The sequence below is a fragment of the Staphylococcus shinii genome (assembly GCF_017583065.1).
Taxonomy (GTDB): domain Bacteria; phylum Bacillota; class Bacilli; order Staphylococcales; family Staphylococcaceae; genus Staphylococcus; species Staphylococcus shinii.
The window spans coordinates 734,774-751,979 of record NZ_JAGEVL010000001.1 but is presented as its reverse complement, the minus strand read 5'-3'; the positions used below and the strand labels follow the sequence as shown (position 1 = coordinate 751,979).

Annotated in this window: 16 protein-coding genes and 1 tRNA gene; 15 read left to right on the top strand and 2 right to left on the bottom strand. The window is 32.1% G+C overall.

Features of this window, described 5'->3' with window-relative positions; genetic code table 11:
- Nucleotides 1-241: 241 nt before the first annotated feature.
- The 13 genes from zapA (at nucleotide 242) to J5E45_RS03475 (ending at nucleotide 13,803) form a co-directional block, all read left to right on the top strand.
- Nucleotides 242-508, top strand: coding sequence for a cell division protein ZapA (gene zapA / locus J5E45_RS03535; RefSeq protein ID WP_017724187.1), 267 nt, complete (start codon nucleotides 242-244; stop codon nucleotides 506-508).
- Nucleotides 508-1,029, top strand: a complete 522-nt coding sequence (locus tag J5E45_RS03530) for a CvpA family protein (RefSeq protein ID WP_039066888.1) — start codon at nucleotides 508-510, stop codon at nucleotides 1,027-1,029. Before zapA ends, J5E45_RS03530 begins: the two co-directional genes overlap by 1 nt.
- Before the next feature lie 116 nt (nucleotides 1,030-1,145).
- Nucleotides 1,146-2,858 (top strand): DNA polymerase/3'-5' exonuclease PolX, encoded by a 1,713-nt coding sequence (polX, locus tag J5E45_RS03525; protein ID WP_039066887.1) that lies wholly within the window; start codon nucleotides 1,146-1,148, stop codon nucleotides 2,856-2,858.
- Between the two features lie 9 nt (nucleotides 2,859-2,867).
- Nucleotides 2,868-5,216: an endonuclease MutS2 gene (locus tag J5E45_RS03520; RefSeq protein ID WP_039066886.1), complete on the top strand. Its 2,349-nt coding sequence runs from the start codon at nucleotides 2,868-2,870 to the stop codon at nucleotides 5,214-5,216.
- An 81-nt stretch (nucleotides 5,217-5,297) separates the two neighbouring features.
- Nucleotides 5,298-5,612: a thioredoxin gene (gene trxA, locus J5E45_RS03515; protein ID WP_017724191.1), complete on the top strand. Its 315-nt coding sequence runs from the start codon at nucleotides 5,298-5,300 to the stop codon at nucleotides 5,610-5,612.
- Between the two features lie 332 nt (nucleotides 5,613-5,944).
- Nucleotides 5,945-7,732 carry an excinuclease ABC subunit UvrC gene (gene uvrC / locus J5E45_RS03510; RefSeq protein ID WP_069792883.1) on the top strand — a complete coding sequence of 596 codons (1,788 nt, stop codon included), beginning with the start codon at nucleotides 5,945-5,947 and terminating at the stop codon, nucleotides 7,730-7,732.
- Between the two features lie 329 nt (nucleotides 7,733-8,061).
- Nucleotides 8,062-8,673 (top strand): succinate dehydrogenase cytochrome b558 subunit, encoded by a 612-nt coding sequence (locus J5E45_RS03505; protein ID WP_039066885.1) that lies wholly within the window; start codon nucleotides 8,062-8,064, stop codon nucleotides 8,671-8,673.
- 45 nt (nucleotides 8,674-8,718) lie between these two features.
- Complete coding sequence (gene sdhA, locus J5E45_RS03500; protein ID WP_039066884.1) at nucleotides 8,719-10,482, top strand: succinate dehydrogenase flavoprotein subunit; 1,764 nt, start codon at nucleotides 8,719-8,721, stop codon at nucleotides 10,480-10,482.
- A 2-nt stretch (nucleotides 10,483-10,484) separates the two neighbouring features.
- Nucleotides 10,485-11,297: a succinate dehydrogenase iron-sulfur subunit gene (gene sdhB / locus J5E45_RS03495; RefSeq protein WP_039066882.1), complete on the top strand. Its 813-nt coding sequence runs from the start codon at nucleotides 10,485-10,487 to the stop codon at nucleotides 11,295-11,297.
- A gap of 207 nt (nucleotides 11,298-11,504) precedes the next feature.
- The gene (gene racE, locus J5E45_RS03490; RefSeq protein ID WP_039066881.1) at nucleotides 11,505-12,305 is read left to right on the top strand and encodes a glutamate racemase; all 801 of its coding nucleotides are present in this window, start codon (nucleotides 11,505-11,507) and stop codon (nucleotides 12,303-12,305) included.
- A gap of 11 nt (nucleotides 12,306-12,316) precedes the next feature.
- On the top strand, nucleotides 12,317-12,898 hold the full coding sequence (locus J5E45_RS03485) for an XTP/dITP diphosphatase (RefSeq protein ID WP_039066880.1): 582 nt from the start codon (nucleotides 12,317-12,319) through the stop codon (nucleotides 12,896-12,898).
- Entirely contained in the window at nucleotides 12,898-13,407 is a 510-nt protein-coding gene (locus tag J5E45_RS03480) for a YfcE family phosphodiesterase (RefSeq protein ID WP_208181596.1), read from the top strand. The genes J5E45_RS03485 and J5E45_RS03480 overlap by 1 nt, the downstream gene beginning before the upstream one ends.
- 322 nt (nucleotides 13,408-13,729) lie before the next feature.
- Nucleotides 13,730-13,803, top strand: a tRNA-Arg gene (locus J5E45_RS03475).
- A 124-nt stretch (nucleotides 13,804-13,927) separates the two neighbouring features.
- Here the strand turns inward: J5E45_RS03475 and J5E45_RS03470 are convergent.
- Nucleotides 13,928-14,965, bottom strand: a complete 1,038-nt coding sequence (locus J5E45_RS03470) for a tyrosine-type recombinase/integrase (protein WP_208181594.1) — start codon at nucleotides 14,963-14,965, stop codon at nucleotides 13,928-13,930.
- Nucleotides 14,966-15,024: 59 nt separating this feature from the next.
- Nucleotides 15,025-15,954 (bottom strand): DUF5067 domain-containing protein, encoded by a 930-nt coding sequence (locus J5E45_RS03465; RefSeq protein WP_208181592.1) that lies wholly within the window; start codon nucleotides 15,952-15,954, stop codon nucleotides 15,025-15,027.
- Between the two features lie 428 nt (nucleotides 15,955-16,382).
- Here J5E45_RS03465 and J5E45_RS03460 point away from each other — a divergent pair, with 428 nt between their 5' ends.
- Nucleotides 16,383-16,538 (top strand): hypothetical protein, encoded by a 156-nt coding sequence (locus tag J5E45_RS03460; RefSeq protein WP_208181590.1) that lies wholly within the window; start codon nucleotides 16,383-16,385, stop codon nucleotides 16,536-16,538.
- Nucleotides 16,528-16,749: a hypothetical protein gene (locus J5E45_RS03455; RefSeq protein WP_208181588.1), complete on the top strand. Its 222-nt coding sequence runs from the start codon at nucleotides 16,528-16,530 to the stop codon at nucleotides 16,747-16,749. The genes J5E45_RS03460 and J5E45_RS03455 overlap by 11 nt, the downstream gene beginning before the upstream one ends.
- Nucleotides 16,750-17,206 lie beyond the last annotated feature (457 nt).

Genomic DNA, 17,206 nt, shown 5'->3' with positions numbered 1-17,206 from the left:
TAAAATTTGAGAATAGCACGAATGGATAGTATATATAAAGATTAGAGAAAATCTTTTTATATAGACAAAAAAAGAATAAATCACAAGAAATTCTAATATAACAAATCTCACCACTTACAAAATAATATTATGTCGTGTATAATAGTTCGTGATAAATATTCTAAATAACTAAATTACATACTTAATGGAATTAATGAAAGAATAAGTTCGGAAATTTACATTCAAAGTCAGGAGTTATTATATGGGTGAGTTTAAAAATCGGATTAACGTAACTATAAATGATCAACATTATACAATTGTCGGAGAAGACAACCCTGAGCATATCCGTTATGTAGCGCATTTAGTAGATGAGAGACTGAAAACACTAGCTAGTAAAAGCGCAGGTCTTGATACTACTAGAAAAGCTATTCTTACAGCCGTAAACATAATGCATGAAAAAGTACAGCTAGAAGAAGAAAATTACCGTTTACAACAAGAAATAAAACAATTAAAAAATAGAGAAGAATAATGATTAGCGATTTAATAATCATAATTATTTTCCTTTACATAGGCATGATTGGGTTTAGAAGAGGTATTTGGTTGGGGTCGTTACATTTAGGTTCAACCATATTCTCACTTTGGGTGGCCCATCGTTTACATTCACAAATTTCACAACGATTAGAATTATTTGTGCCATTTCCTAAAACGCGTGCATATGATTTGAACTATGCATTTCAATTTGATAATCTACAGCAGCGTTTTGATCATATTATAGCATTTTTGATTATAGCAACTGTTACTAAAGTAATTTGTTATGCTATTGTCGTTGTATTTGATAATGTAATTACATCTAGAAAGCCTAATTGGGTAAGTCGTATGTTAGGTGTAATAATGAGTGTTATTTCTTCAACTATTATTTGCGCTACTTTGGTTTATATGATTTCAATGTACCCACTTGAATTCATGCAACAACAGTTGATGGAAGGCCATTTAGCTGAACACTTTATATTTCACGTACCATTTATATCAACTTATGTACTAAATATATAGAATGTTTTAGAATATAAACATATAAAGTTTTATAAAATATAGGAGGTCAGGACATAACCAATTTACTGAATTTGAAGCAGTAATCTGTCTTGACCTTTTTCTATGGAGTGAAAATAATGACAAAAAAAGATATTATTCAATTATTAGAAAAAATAGCTACTTATATGGAATTAAAAGGTGAAAATACATTTAAAGTATCTGCATATAGAAAAGCCGCGCAAAGCCTTGAAATTGACGAACGTCCTATAGAACAAATAGAAGATGTGACTCAATTAAAAGGTATCGGCAAAGGCGTAGGTGACGTAATAGATGAATACCGAAAACATGGCACATCATCTACATTAGAATCTTTGAAGCAAGAAGTACCAGAAGGTCTTATTCCATTATTGAAGATTCAAGGATTAGGTAGTAAAAAAATAGCTAAGTTATATAAAGAATTGAATATTGATGGGAAAGAAGCGTTACAAGCTGCATGTGAACAAGGATTAGTAAGTGAATTAAGTGGTTTTGCCAAAAAGACAGAACAAAATATATTGGAAGCTGTAAAAGCATTAGGCGCTAAAAAAGATAATTATCCTATTGACCAAATGCGTGGGTTAAATAAAATTATAGATGCATATTTGTTACAAATTGACGCCGTTGTACAATATGAAGTTGCTGGAAGTTTTAGAAGATATAAAGAAATGAGTAAGGATTTAGATTATATAATTAGTACAGATGAACCAGCCAATGTACAACAAGCATTATTAAATATTCCGAACAAAGTTAAAGATGTTGCCGTTGGTCAAACAAAGGTATCATTAGAGCTGAGTTTTGATGATGAAACCATTGGTGTTGATTTTAGGCTGATCGAACCATCAGCGTTTTATCATACATTACAGCACTTTACAGGTTCCAAAGATCATAATATTCGCATACGTCAATTAGCAAAAGAACAAGATGAAAAAGTGAGCGAATATGGAATTGAACAAGCAGATGGAAACATCATTCAATACCAAAGTGAAAAAGAGATTTACGAACATTTTGGTGTTAATTGGATTGAACCTGCAATTAGAGAAGATGGCAGTGAGTTTGATAAAGACTTATCAGAGATTATAAAATTAGATGATATCCAAGGAGATATTCATATGCATACAACATATAGTGATGGTGCATTTAGTTTAGAAGAAATGATCAAAGCTAATATTGCAAAAGGATATCAATTTATGGTAATTACAGACCATTCGCAGAGTTTGAAAGTAGCAAACGGTTTGTCTGTAGAAAGGTTATTACGCCAGAATGAAGAAATAAAAGCTTTAAATGAGAAATATGATGAAATTGATATTTATTCAGGAATAGAAATGGATATATTACCAGATGGACGTTTAGATTATGATGATGAAGTATTAGCACAATTAGATTATGTTATAGCTGCAATACATCAAAGTTTTAATCAATCACAAGAGGAAATTATGCAACGTTTGGAAAATGCATGCCGTAACCCTTATGTTAGGCATATTGCGCATCCGACAGGACGCATCATAGGTAAACGTCCAGGCTATGAACCGGATATTGACAGATTATGTGAGATAGCAGCTGAAACAAATACAATTTTAGAAATTAACGCAAATCCTAAACGCTTAGATTTAAATGCAGAAACTGTAAAAAAACATCCTAATGTTAAATTAACAATTAATACAGATGCACATCATATAGATCATTTAGAATTTATGAAATATGGTATCGCAACTGCACAAAAAGGATTTGTAAAAAAAGATAGAGTTATTAATACGATGTCTCGCGAAGATTTTAAATCGCTAATAGAAAATAATATTAAATTGAAGAAATAGAGGGATTAGATGAGACAGAAATCATTAGATGTCTTAGAATTCGATAAAATCAAATTGTTAGTTGAAAATGAAGCAATTAGTGATTTAGGAAAAGAAAAAGTTATAGCTATGACACCTGCTACGGATTTTAATACTGTAGAATTTCAAATGAATGAGACTGATGAAATTGCACAAATTTACAACAAACATCGTATGCCTAGTTTAAGCGGGTTAGCAAAAGTTTCAGCGTTTATTCATAGAGCTAGTATTGGTGGCGTGCTGAATGTGAGTGAATTAAATGTAATTAAACGTCTTATACAAATACAAAATCAATATAAGACATTTTATAACAATCTTATAAGCGAAGAAGAAACGATTAATTACCCAATTCTCAATGATAGAATGGAACAGTTACCAATTTTAACAACTTTATATCAAAGTATACACGAAAAATGTGATGCGTATGATTTATATGACAATGCCAGTTATGAATTACAAGGTATTAGAAGTAAAATTTCTAGTACGACACAGCGTATCAAACAAAACTTAGATAAAATTGTTAAAAGCCAAAGTAATCAGAAAAAACTTTCCGATGCAATTGTAACTGTACGTAATGAACGTAATGTTATACCGGTTAAAGCTGAGTATAGACAAGATTTTAATGGTATTGTTCATGATCAATCGGCTTCAGGACAGACTTTATATATTGAACCATCATCTATTGTAGAAATGAGTAATCAAATTAGCCGTTTACGTAATGATGAAGCAGTTGAAAAAGAAAGAATTTTATCTGAACTCACGGGCTATGTGGCGGAAGAAGCTGAAGCTTGTTTAATGTCAGAATCTATAATGGGACAAATTGATTTCCTAACTGCCAAAGCGCGTTATGCGAGTTCAATTAAAGGAACTAAACCAGAATTTACTGCTGAAAGAACAGTATATCTACCAAAAGCTTATCATCCTTTATTGGATAGAGATACTGTTGTAGCTAATACGATTGAATTTGCACAAGATATTGAGACGGTTATTATTACTGGTCCTAATACTGGTGGTAAAACAGTTACGTTAAAAACGCTTGGTTTAATCATTATGATGGCACAATCAGGTATGTTAATTCCTACACTTGATGGTAGTAAGTTGAGTGTATTTGAAAATGTTTTCTGTGACATTGGTGATGAACAATCTATTGAACAATCACTTTCTACATTTTCTTCTCATATGAAAAATATCGTTGAGATTTTACAAGAAACAACAAAGCATAGTTTGATTTTATTCGATGAATTAGGCGCTGGAACAGATCCAAGCGAAGGTGCTGCTTTAGCAATGAGTATTTTGGATTATGTACATGATATAGGTTCTTTAGTAATGGCAACTACACACTATCCAGAATTAAAAGCATATAGTTATAATAGAGACGGAGTTATGAATGCGAGTGTAGAGTTTGATGTTAATACACTGAGCCCAACATATAAATTATTGATGGGTGTCCCAGGACGTTCAAACGCTTTTGACATTTCAAAAAAACTAGGGCTAAACATTCAAGTTATTCAAAAAGCTAAATCTATGATTGGCCAAGACGAACAAGAAATTAATGAAATGATAGCTTCGCTTGAAACAAATTCAAAACGTGTAGATGAACAACGAATTGAGTTAGACCAACTGCTTAGAGAAGCTCAAGATACACATGATGCTTTAGCAAAACAATATGAACAATATCAAAACCATGAAAAGCAACTCATGAATGAAGCGAAAGAAAAAGCGAATCAACGTGTGAAATCAGCTACTAATGAAGCGGATGAGATTTTAAAAGAATTACGTGAATTAAGAGATAAAAAAGGTGCAGATGTAAAAGAACATGAACTGATTGATAAGAAGAAACAATTGGACGATCAGTATGAAGCTAAATCAATTAAACAAAATGTTGAAAAGAAAAAATGGGATACGATTAAAACTGGTGACGAAGTTAAAGTATTGACTTACGGTCAAAAAGGTGAAGTGTTAGAACTAATTGATAATAATGAAGCAGTAGTACAAATGGGTATAATCAAGATGAAACTACCTTTAGAAGACTTGGAAAAAACTAAGAAAACTAAAGAAGAGCCTACTAAAATGATTAAACGCGAAAATAGACAAAGTATTAAAATGGAACTTGATTTACGTGGCTACCGTTATGATGAAGCAATGGTCGCGGTAGACCAATATCTAGATCAAGCTGTGCTAAGTAACTATGAACAAGTTTATATTATTCACGGTAAAGGTACAGGTGCTTTACAAAAAGGTGTGCAAAATCATTTGAAACGGCACAAAAGTGTGTCATCATATAGAAACGGGATGCCAAGTGAAGGCGGATTTGGTGTAACCGTGGTAGAATTAAAATAATCGTGAGCAAGAGGTATGCAGAATATCATAAAGTCTGTTATAATTTCTTCATCATTTGAAATTTAAGGAGGATTGGCAGTTATGGCAATCGTAAAAGTAACGGATTCAAACTTTGATGAAAATATTCAATCAGGGGTAAATTTAGTAGATTTTTGGGCAACTTGGTGTGGCCCTTGTAAGATGATTGCTCCAGTATTAGAAGATTTAGCTGGTGATTTTGAAGGTAAGGCTAATATTTTAAAACTTGATGTAGATGAAAATCCATCAACAGCTGCTAAATTTGAAGTTATGAGTATCCCAACTTTAATCGTATTTAAAGATGGCGAACCCGTAGATAAAGTTGTAGGTTTCCAACCTAAAGAAAACTTAGCTGAAGTAATCGAAAAACACTTATAATATACTAAAGAAGAACCTAATCCGGGACATATCAATGTCCTGGATTTTTTAATCATATGAAAAGTAATTTATTGAAATGAGACCAACCTCTTAATCTTATAGATGAGTTTAATCTTAAATGCTTTGTTGATAGAAGCTAGTATTGTTCGTCTAATAGTGTCATCTTATATAAGCACTTATAAAGTTAAAGTGTAGAGATTTCAATAAATTGTGTAATGTAGCCAAGCTATTTTATAATAGTGTAGATATAGATTTTTAGTAGTAACGCTTTTGTCTTTATAAGCCAAGTTTAACCAGTATAAAAATGATAAAGAAAGGAGGCTGCTCTGATTATGGAAACATATCAAAAAGAAATTAAACAAAAACTTACGGTGGTTCCTACTGAACCAGGTTGTTATTTAATGAAAGACCGCAATAACCAAATCATCTATGTTGGTAAAGCCAAAAAGTTAAGAAATAGATTAAGATCTTATTTTACAGGAGCACATGACGCTAAGACGACACGCTTAGTAAGTGAAATTAGAAATTTTGAGTTTATTGTGACATCGAGTGAAACAGAATCCTTATTGTTAGAACTAAACCTAATCAAACAATATCAACCTAGATACAATATTTTATTAAAAGATGACAAAAGTTATCCTTTTATTAAAATAACTAAAGAAAAATATCCGAGGTTAATTGTTACACGTACTGTTAAAAAGGGAAGCGGTAAGTACTTTGGACCATATCCTAATGCTTATTCAGCACAAGAAACTAAAAAACTATTAGATCGTATTTATCCCTTTAGAAAATGTGATAAAATGCCTGATAAATTATGTCTGTATTATCATATAGGACAATGCTTAGGCCCTTGTGTTTATCCAGTTGATTTAGAAAAATATGCTGAGATGACAAAAGAAATTACAGATTTCTTAAACGGTGAAGATAAGACAATTTTGCATAATTTAGAACAAAAAATGCAAGAAGCTAGTGAGTCATTAGATTTTGAACGTGCAAAAGAGTACCGAGATTTAATTCAACATATACACAATTTAAATAAAAAACAAAAAGTTACCTCCTCTGACAGCACTATTAGAGATGTATTCGGCTATAGTGTGTCAAAAGGTTGGATGTGTATTCAAGTCTTCTTTATAAGACAAGGAAATATGATTAAAAGAGATGCTACGATGATACCCATTCAACAGACGGAAGAAGAAGAATTCTATACATTCATTGGTCAGTTTTATGATTTGAATCAGCATATTTTACCTAAAGAAGTACATGTCCCAAAGCATCTTGATAAAGAAATTATCCAATCAGTTGTAGATACTAAAATTGTTCAGCCTCTTAAAGGTAAAAAGAAAGATATGGTAGACTTAGCTAATCATAATGCCGAAATCACACTTGAAAATAAATTTGAATTAATTGCCAAAGATGAATCACGTACAGTAAAAGCAATAGAAGAGCTTGGTGATGTGATGGGCATTCAAACACCAATTCGTATAGAGGCTTTTGATAACTCAAATATTCAAGGAGTTAATCCTGTTTCGGCAATGGTATCATTTGTGGATGGTAAACCTAATAAAAAAGGTTACCGTAAATATAAGATAAAGACAGTAGTAGGTCCAGATGATTATAAATCTATGCGAGAAGTTGTGCGTCGACGTTATACGCGAGTACTTAATGAAGGTAGTCCATTACCAGACTTGATTATTGTAGATGGCGGTAAAGGACACATGAGCGGTGTACTTGATGTCCTTGAAAATGAATTAGGGCTTGATATACCTGTAGCAGGACTACGTAAAAATGATAAGCACCAAACATCAGAAATTCTTTACGGTGAAAATGCAGAGGTTGTTCCCATGAAGAAAAATAGTCAACCATTTTATTTACTTCAAAGAATACAAGATGAAGTGCATAGATTTGCGATTACATTCCATAGACAAACAAGACAGAAGACTGGGTTACAATCTGTATTGGATACTGTAGAAGGTATTGGCGCTAAAAGAAAAACAAAATTATTACGTACATTTGGTTCTATTAAGAAAATGAAAGCAGCAAGCGTAGAAGATTTAAAAAAATCAGGGCTCCCACAAAATGTTGCTGAGAATCTTCATCAAGCGTTATATGACAAAAAGTAGTGAAAACTTTGTGGCATGAGAATCATTCTCATGCCCATTTTCTATTTAATTAGTGTTACAATAGCAAATAACAGGAATTCTTTTTTTACATGTATGTGGAAGCGTTTTCTAATTGAGAATATTCTCATTAACACTGTATTTTAAATTATGTATAAAAATAGACTTTGTATAATACTTCTATGTTTAAAATTGTGCAATAATATTGTGTTGTAACAAACATACAATACATAAAGAGTTATTGTACGCAGGGGTTATATAGAAATTCCAATTACTTTCACATCAAAAAAAGAAATCTAAAAAATTAATTGTTTCACAGGGGGGACTTCCTTTTGGCATACTCGAAAAATCAATTCTATTTAAGACGATTACATTCTTTACTAGGTGTAATACCAATAGGTGGATTCTTATTAGTCCATTTACTTGTTAACCATCAGGCAACTAAAGGCGCTGAAGCGTTTAACAAGGCAGCTGGATTTATGGAATCATTACCTTTTTTAATTGTATTGGAATTTGCTGTTATTTATATTCCAATACTATATCATGCAGTATACGGTGTACATATTGCCTTTACGGCAAAAGAGAACGTAGGACATTATTCAGCATTTAGAAACTGGATGTTCATGTTACAACGTCTCACAGGCATCATAACGTTCGTTTTTATAGCAATTCATTTATGGCAGACAAGAATACAACGTGCGTTAGGACATGAAGTGAACTTTGATATGGTACACGATATTGTAACTAATCCAGGGTGGTTGATTTTTTACATTGTATGTTTATTAGCTGTAACATTCCACTTTGCGAATGGTTTATGGTCATTCTTAGTTACTTGGGGTATCTTACAATCTAAAAAATCACAACAAATCTTCACTTGGGTTTCACTTATTGTATTCTTAGTTGTTTCATACATCGGTATGAGCGCAATCTTAGCATTTTTATAAAATTATAAAATAAAGTTTCACATATATTTGAGGGAGTGACAATTTATGGCAGAGAAGAAAATTATTGTTGTCGGCGGTGGACTAGCTGGTCTAATGGCAACAATTAAAGCAGCAGAGCAGGGCGCGCATGTAGATCTGTTCTCACTTGTTCCTGTTAAACGTTCACACTCTGTTTGTGCACAAGGTGGCATTAATGGAGCGGTAAATACAAAAGGGGAAGGAGATTCTCCTACAGTGCATTTAGATGATACTGTTTATGGCGGAGATTTCTTAGCAAACCAACCACCTGTAAAAGCAATGACAGATGCGGCACCTAAAATTATTCATTTACTTGACCGTATGGGCGTAATGTTTAATAGAACTAAAGAAGGTCTATTAGACTTTAGACGTTTCGGTGGCACGATGTATCATAGAACTGCATATGCCGGTGCTACTACAGGTCAACAATTACTCTATGCATTAGACGAACAAGTGCGTAGCTATGAAGTTGACGGTTTAGTTACAAAATATGAAGGTTGGGAATTCTTAGGTATAGTCAAAGATGATGATAATATGGCAAGAGGTATCGTTGCTCAAAATATGACAACTGCTGAAATTCAATCATTTGGTTCAGATGCTGTTATTATGGCAACTGGTGGCCCTGGTATTATCTTTGGTAAGACAACAAACTCAATGATTAATACAGGCTCAGCTGCTTCAATTGTATACCAACAAGGTGCAATGTACGCTAACGGTGAATTTATTCAAATTCATCCAACTGCGATTCCCGGCGATGATAAGCTTAGATTAATGAGTGAATCAGCACGTGGTGAAGGCGGCCGTATTTGGACATATAAAGATGGTAAACCATGGTATTTCTTAGAAGAAAAATACCCAGATTATGGTAACTTGGTACCGCGTGATATCGCGACACGTGAAATTTTTGATGTATGTGTGAATCAAAAATTAGGTATTAATGGTGAAAACATGGTATATCTAGATTTATCTCATAAAGATCCACATGAATTGGATATTAAATTGGGTGGTATTATTGAGATTTATGAGAAATTTACCGGTGATGATCCTCGTAAAGTACCGATGAAAATCTTCCCTGCAGTACACTATTCAATGGGTGGATTATATGTTGATTATGATCAAATGACAAATATCAAAGGGTTATTTGCAGCTGGTGAATGTGATTTCTCACAACATGGTGGTAACCGTTTAGGTGCTAACTCATTACTTTCTGCAATTTACGGTGGTACTGTTGCTGGTCCAAATGCAGTAGACTATATTTCAAATATTGAAGATTCATATACAGATTTAGATGAGAGCATTTACGAAAAACACGTTAAAGAAGAGCAAGAGAAATTTGATAACCTATTAAATATGAAGGGTACTGAAAATGCTTATAAACTTCATAGAGAATTAGGAGAAGTCATGACTGCAAATGTTACAGTTGTGCGTGAAAATAAAACATTATTAGAGACAGATAAGAAAATTGTAGAATTGATGGAACGCTATCAAAATATTGATATTGAAGATACTCAAACTTGGAGTAACCAAGCTGTATTCTTTACACGTCAATTATGGAATATGTTAGTACTCGCACGTGTAATCACGATTGGTGCATATAATAGAAATGAATCTCGTGGCGCGCATTATAAACCAGAATTCCCAGAAAGAAATGATGAAGAATGGTTGAAAACAACATTAGCTACGTATCAAGGCAAGACAGAGGCACCTAAGTTTACTTATGAACCAGTTGATATTAGTTTAATACCACCGCGTAAACGTGATTACTCTAAGGCGTCAAAGGGAGGTAAATAATTATGGTAGAAACAAAAGAAGTTAATGAAACTCCTGCACAAAACGAGCAACCTAGCCAAAAAACAATTAAATTAATTATAAAACGTCAAGACAATGACAACTCAACACCATATAACGAAGAATTTGAAATTCCTTATAGAGAGAATTTAAATGTTATAGCATGTTTAATGGAAATCAGACGTAACCCAGTTAATAGTAAAGGTGAAAAAACGACTCCTGTTATTTGGGATATGAACTGTTTAGAAGAAGTTTGTGGTGCTTGTTCAATGGTGATTAACGGACAAGCAAGACAATCATGTTCTGCAATTGTTGATCAATTAGAACAACCTATTAAATTAGAACCAATGAGTACATTCCCTGTTATCCGTGATTTACAAGTAGATCGTACTAGAATGTTCGATAATTTGAAACGAATGAAAGCATGGGTTCCGATTGACGGTACGTATGATTTAGGTCCAGGTCCACGTATGCCAGAGAAAAAACGTCAAACTGCTTATGAACTTTCTAAATGCATGACCTGTGGTGTTTGCTTAGAGGTTTGTCCAAACGTAACTAGCAAAAATGACTTCGTTGGTGCTCAGGCAATTTCACAAGTTAGACTATTTAACCTACATCCAACAGGTTCAATGACAAAAGATGAACGTTTAGAAGCATTAATGGGCGGTGGAGGTTTACAGGAATGTGGTAACTCACAAAACTGCGTAAACGCATGTCCTAAAGGTATACCGTTGACTACATCTATTGCCGCTTTAAATAGAGAAACATCGTTCCATATGTTCAAATCATTCTTTGGTTCAGATCATCAAGTATATTAATTTCACAATATTATTAAAGACTTAACATTTATACAATAAATGTTAAGTCTTTTTTATAAAATTAGATAATTATTTCATAGTTGAATAGGGTAAATACATATTGTATATATTACGGATGAAAACTTAACTATTAGCATGATTAATGATTTTGAAAACAAGACTATGCTACAATAAAGTACAAGATAATAAATAAGGATGTAATTGAATATGGACAAACCAATCGGTGTAATTGATTCTGGAGTTGGTGGTTTAACTGTTGCCAAAGAAATTATGCGCCAACTTCCAAATGAAACAATATATTATTTAGGTGATATTAAGCGTTGCCCTTATGGCCCAAGAGAGGGCTCACAAGTTAGGGAATTCACTACAGAATTAGCACAGAAATTAATGGCATTTGATATCAAAATGCTAGTAATTGCTTGTAATACAGCTACAGCAGTAGCGTTAAAACATTTGCAAAATATATTACCTATTCCAGTAATTGGTGTTATTGAACCTGGTGCAAGAACAGCGATTATGACTACCAAAAACAATGATGTTTTAATTTTAGGTACAGAAGGCACAATTAAATCCGAAGCCTATAGACATCATATAAAAAATATAAACCCTAATGTTGAAGTATCAGGGATAGCTTGTCCTGGTTTTGTACCATTAGTTGAGCAAATGAGGTATCAAGACCCTACAATCACAAGTATTATTATACATCAGACATTAAAGCATTGGAGAAATAGTAATGCTGATACAGTGATTTTAGGCTGTACACACTATCCACTGTTATACCAACCAATAAATGATTATTTTGGTGGAGAAAAAGTAGTGATTTCTTCTGGATTAGAAACTGCACGAGAAGTAAGTGCATTATTAACTTTTAGTAATGAACATGCAGGATATAAACGACAACCTGAACATAAATTTTTTGCTACAGGAGAAACTGAACATATAGAATTAATTATTGAAGAGTGGTTAAAAATGAAAGTGAAAGTTGAAAAAATGGAATTACAAGAATAGGAGATTAAACGATGAAAGATATAGTAATTGCATCAAATAATAAAGGTAAAATAAATGATTTTAGAGTTATATTCCCTGATTATAATGTAATAGGCATCACAGAATTAATTGAAGATTTTGATGTAGAAGAAACAGGACATACATTTGAAGCAAATGCGAAGTTGAAATCAGAAGCAGCTGCAAAAGTATTAAATAAACGAGTGATAGCTGATGACAGTGGCCTAGAAGTATTTGCTTTAGGTGGAGAACCTGGAATATATTCTGCGCGTTACGCAGGAACTGAAAAAAATGATGATGCTAATATAGATAAATTGTTAACCAATTTAGGTGATGAAATCAACCGTGCTGCACAATTTGTGTGTGTCATTAGTATGAGTGCTCCTGGAGAAGAAACTGTCCAATTTAAAGGCACAGTTGAAGGGGAAATTACTTTGAGTAAAATAGGAGAACAAGGCTTTGGTTATGACCCTATATTTTATTTAGATGACAAAAATAAAACAATGGCTCAACTTACAGCTGAAGAAAAAAGTGAAGTAAGTCATAGAGGTAAAGCAATTGAAAAGTTACGACAATACTTAGAAGGTGAACAGTGATGTTAAAATGGATTATAGTAAGTGATAACCACACAGAACAAGGTATTCTTTTTGACGTAATAAGTCATCACGATGATATTGATGTTGCGATTCATTTAGGTGATTCAGAATTTGAATATCATGATAGCGAATTAAGCCATTTTTATAGAGTTAAAGGGAACACGGACTTTTATCCAGAATTTCCAACTGAAGAAATTATAGAAGTAAATGGTATTAAAGCATTTTATACACATGGCCATTTATATAATGTGAACCGTACACGAATGCCACTTGCAGAACAAGCAAAAGCATCAGAATGTCAATTTGCTTTTTATGGCCATACACACGTGGCTAAACATGAACACATTGGAGACGTTCATGTCATAAACCCTGGAAGTATTTCACAATCGAGAAGTAACATAGAAGAAACCTATGCCGAATTGTTGATTGATGAAATTGAAAAAGATGTAAAATTAAATTTTTATAATCGTAATCATCAAATCATTGATAGTGAAACGTTCAGTCTATAATGATAAAAGGACGTACAGCCTAGTAATTATATAAATTATGTAAAATTACGTGTTGTTATAGGAATAATAAAGTAATATTGGTGAGGATAGAACTTTTTAGGGGCGATTAATGTAGTTTAATTTCGCTTTCGCTCCTAAAATCATTTAATTATTAAGCTATTTTACCCCAGTAAAAAGCTGAAATCAGTAAATTTTTTAATGAAATTAAAAAAAGATGATAAAAAGTCTATTAAAGTGAAAAATCATATTTATTTTTAATGCTTGGAGTATTGCTTTATAGCGATAAGTTAGATATAATAATTCTTGTGTTCAAAAAGAATATGTCCTGGTAGCTCAGCTGGATAGAGCAATGGCCTTCTAAGCCATCGGTCGGGGGTTCGAATCCCTCCCAGGACACTAATAGCGTAATCCCCGTTGTCTTCGTTAACTAAAACGTTGATACAACGGGGATTTGTTTATCTTCGATATCCTTCGTTTTCCATCGTTTCTATATTTTTACGCCAACGTTACGCCAACGAGATTATAATACTTTAAGAGCTTGCACAGCTCTCTGATTTTCTTCAATATATTTTTCTTCTAATAGGTGAGAATATATTTCTGTAGTAACCGAAATATTTTTATGACCTAACCTTTTTGAAATATAATATACAGAAATATCTTTTGCTAATAAATAAGAACAGTGGGTGTGCCTTAAAGCGTGAGAAGTGATTTTCTTAATCCCTAAGTTATCACAATACTTTTTTAATACTTTATTTATGGCATTTATCGATAAGAATGTTCCGTGATCTTTAAAAATGTATCCATCCATATTTATGGGATATTTTTCCAATGTCTTGATTATATGATTCATATCTTCTTTTGACACTTCTACAGTTCTAGGTGAAGTATCCGTTTTGTGTTCGTCTATATAAATCGTATCATTCAACTGGTTTATATATTTTGTTCTCATATTTATAGCTCCACTTACTCTGCATCCTGTTGCAATCATTATAAATAATGCTAACGCTGATTTATTTTCCTTGGTCATTAAATATCTTTTTAGACTACTATATTCATTTAAATTAATAAACTTAGCATCTTCTGTTTTTTGTGGGATTTTCCCTTTATATTCAACTTTATAATTAATATTCTTTTTTATTAAACCTTCAAATACTGCATCGTCTAAACTACTTTTAATCTTTCCGTTAATTTTTCGTATTGTTTCTTTTGAATGGGTCGATGAAAATTCATTGATGAACTTTTGATACTGTTGTCTAGTTAATTTATTTAACGGTATTTTATACAAATCACTTTGTTTGATATGTTTTACTGCCGTCATGTATGATTCGTAAGTTTTTTCTGATACTTTTGGCTTTTGAAAAGTTTCACACCAGTCTTTAAAATATTCACCGAAAGATACTTTATTATCTATAACCAGTCCTTGCGTTAAATCTGAATATGCTTTTACTTCTGCTTCTGTTGCTTCTCTTTTTGTTTTAAAACCTTGTTTTCTATATCTTTTACCATCATGACCGAAGTAATATCCCCATTTACCATTACCATATTTTTTTACTGTCATAGTCTATTCCTCCTAAAAAAGGTAAAAAAATAATAAGGGTAGGCGTGCTACCCTAAAAATTATTCACCTGTTGCGTCTATATATTGTTCTCCGTTACTATCTGTTTTTGGAACTCCTTGCGTCTCTTTTGGAATTGATGGGTCGAAAGCAGAAGGGTGACCACCTACACCTTGCAATTGCGATTCGTCATGTGTAGTTGGTTTTGATTTATTCCATTCAGCTATTTCAGTTTCGTTCATATAGTCGTTAGTTGTTTCTTGTTTGTTTGATGAGCCTTGCTCTTTGGTTGTGTTGTTGGTTGGAGTGACAAATTGATTATTTTCTTGTTGTGATTTATTGCTAGCTACTGCATCTTTTGTAGATGTGGAGTTATTTTCATCATCACTTTGACTAACTGGTTCATCTTCTGTTTCATTTTCGTTATTACTTTTATTCGTTATATCTGCTGCAGCATCATAATCTACCGTTTTTAAGTCGCTAAGTTTAATCTTTTTAGACCCTAATTCTTTACCGTCAACACCTTTAGAAGCTTTCAAGGTAACGTCTTCGTCATTTTGCAAAGTGTATGTAATTATACCTTTAGCACTTTTGCCTTTTTTAATTTGGTCATCTGAATGTTTGAACCATTCTTCATACTTTCCAGTATTAGGTGTGATTCCGACTTCTAAATCATTAACAGTGTTATCGCTATCTTGTTTGGCTTGCATAGTAGCTAACCATACATTGAAAGGTGTGATTTCCTCTTTATCAGTTTTGTTCTTAACTTCATATTTGAACGCTAATAGTTTTTCTTCTGAATTTTTATCATTTACTAAAAATGTATCTTTTATTGATAGGACAGCATCATCAATAACTAAAGTATTATTTTTGAATTGTGTCTTATTATCATTTACAGATTCCGTTTTATTTTCTTGCTTTTTATCGGTACTATTGCCACATGCTCCCAATACTAGTGTGCTAGCTAATAATAATCCAAAAACCTTTTTCATTCTACATACCCCTTTATTTAATTTTTTTATATTCAAATACACGTAATGGTTCGAAATGAATAAGGTAACCATTATGAAGTACGGATAAACCATACCTTTTTTATTGTCAACAATACATCATTGTTCGAAATATTATTAAAAATCAAAAAAGGCGACTAGTATATTTTAATACAGTTATTTAATGAAAAGTTTTTCGGTGATTAATATAATACATAGTTCCTCAGATTTAGTATAATTCAGTTCATGCAAATACTTATCATTATTTGTATTTGGCAAAACTTTTAAGTTTAAATTTTTTTATGCTGAACTATTGAATATTATATCATTAATTGTACGACTTATTTTTATAAAAATATAAAATATCTTAATATATTTATGCGTGCAATTTAATAAAGTAAGATTTTCTAAAAGACAGAGGTCAAACTAAAGTGCATAAAATCAAAGTAGTAGATGAGAAAGAATCATATGGCAAGGTAACTTTGGGTATTTATTATGATGACACGAAAATGGATTTAAATAATTTCCTAGATGAAGAATTAGTTAAAGAGTTTATCGATAAAACAATGGAAGACAATGGGGGGTGATGATAATGCTTGCTTATATTTTAGCACTAAAAAGTTCTTTGAATATTTAAAAGCAATACAGTATGGTGATTTTGAAATTTACGAATTTGATGTTTATGTGAAAGAAAACGGAGAATTTCCTTATTTAGGTTCTAATTTAGAAATACTTATATGGTTTGAGGATTATGAAAGAGAAGTATATTACGCATTTAATGGACACCCAATTGAGTAATTTGCATTCACCTATAATACTAAAGAAAAAAGGGGAAGAGCAACAGTATATAAAATTTATACGAATTTTATAAAAATATGATAAAATAAAAAATAAGCAAGTTGGATAGATGGCGGCTAATCTCTTTAAATAAGGGATGATTGCCTATGAAATATGGTTTGACTCCTAGAAAGGAGTAACATTGAATTATTATGAAATGTTAATGGTTGTTATGACAATCATAAGCCTAGTATTAGTTAGTAAAAATGACTATAAAAAATAACCATCGCTAACTTTGGACAGTTTCGATGATTATTTTTTGATAATTATTAGTAACTAGCCATCGTTTTTTAATGGAATCACTTGGGCGATACACTTATGATGTGTTGCTTTTTTTCTATATATAAATTAACACAGTAGAAAAATATTACCAAATAGTTAAGTGGTCATACTCATATCATCTATTTATTATAAGTAG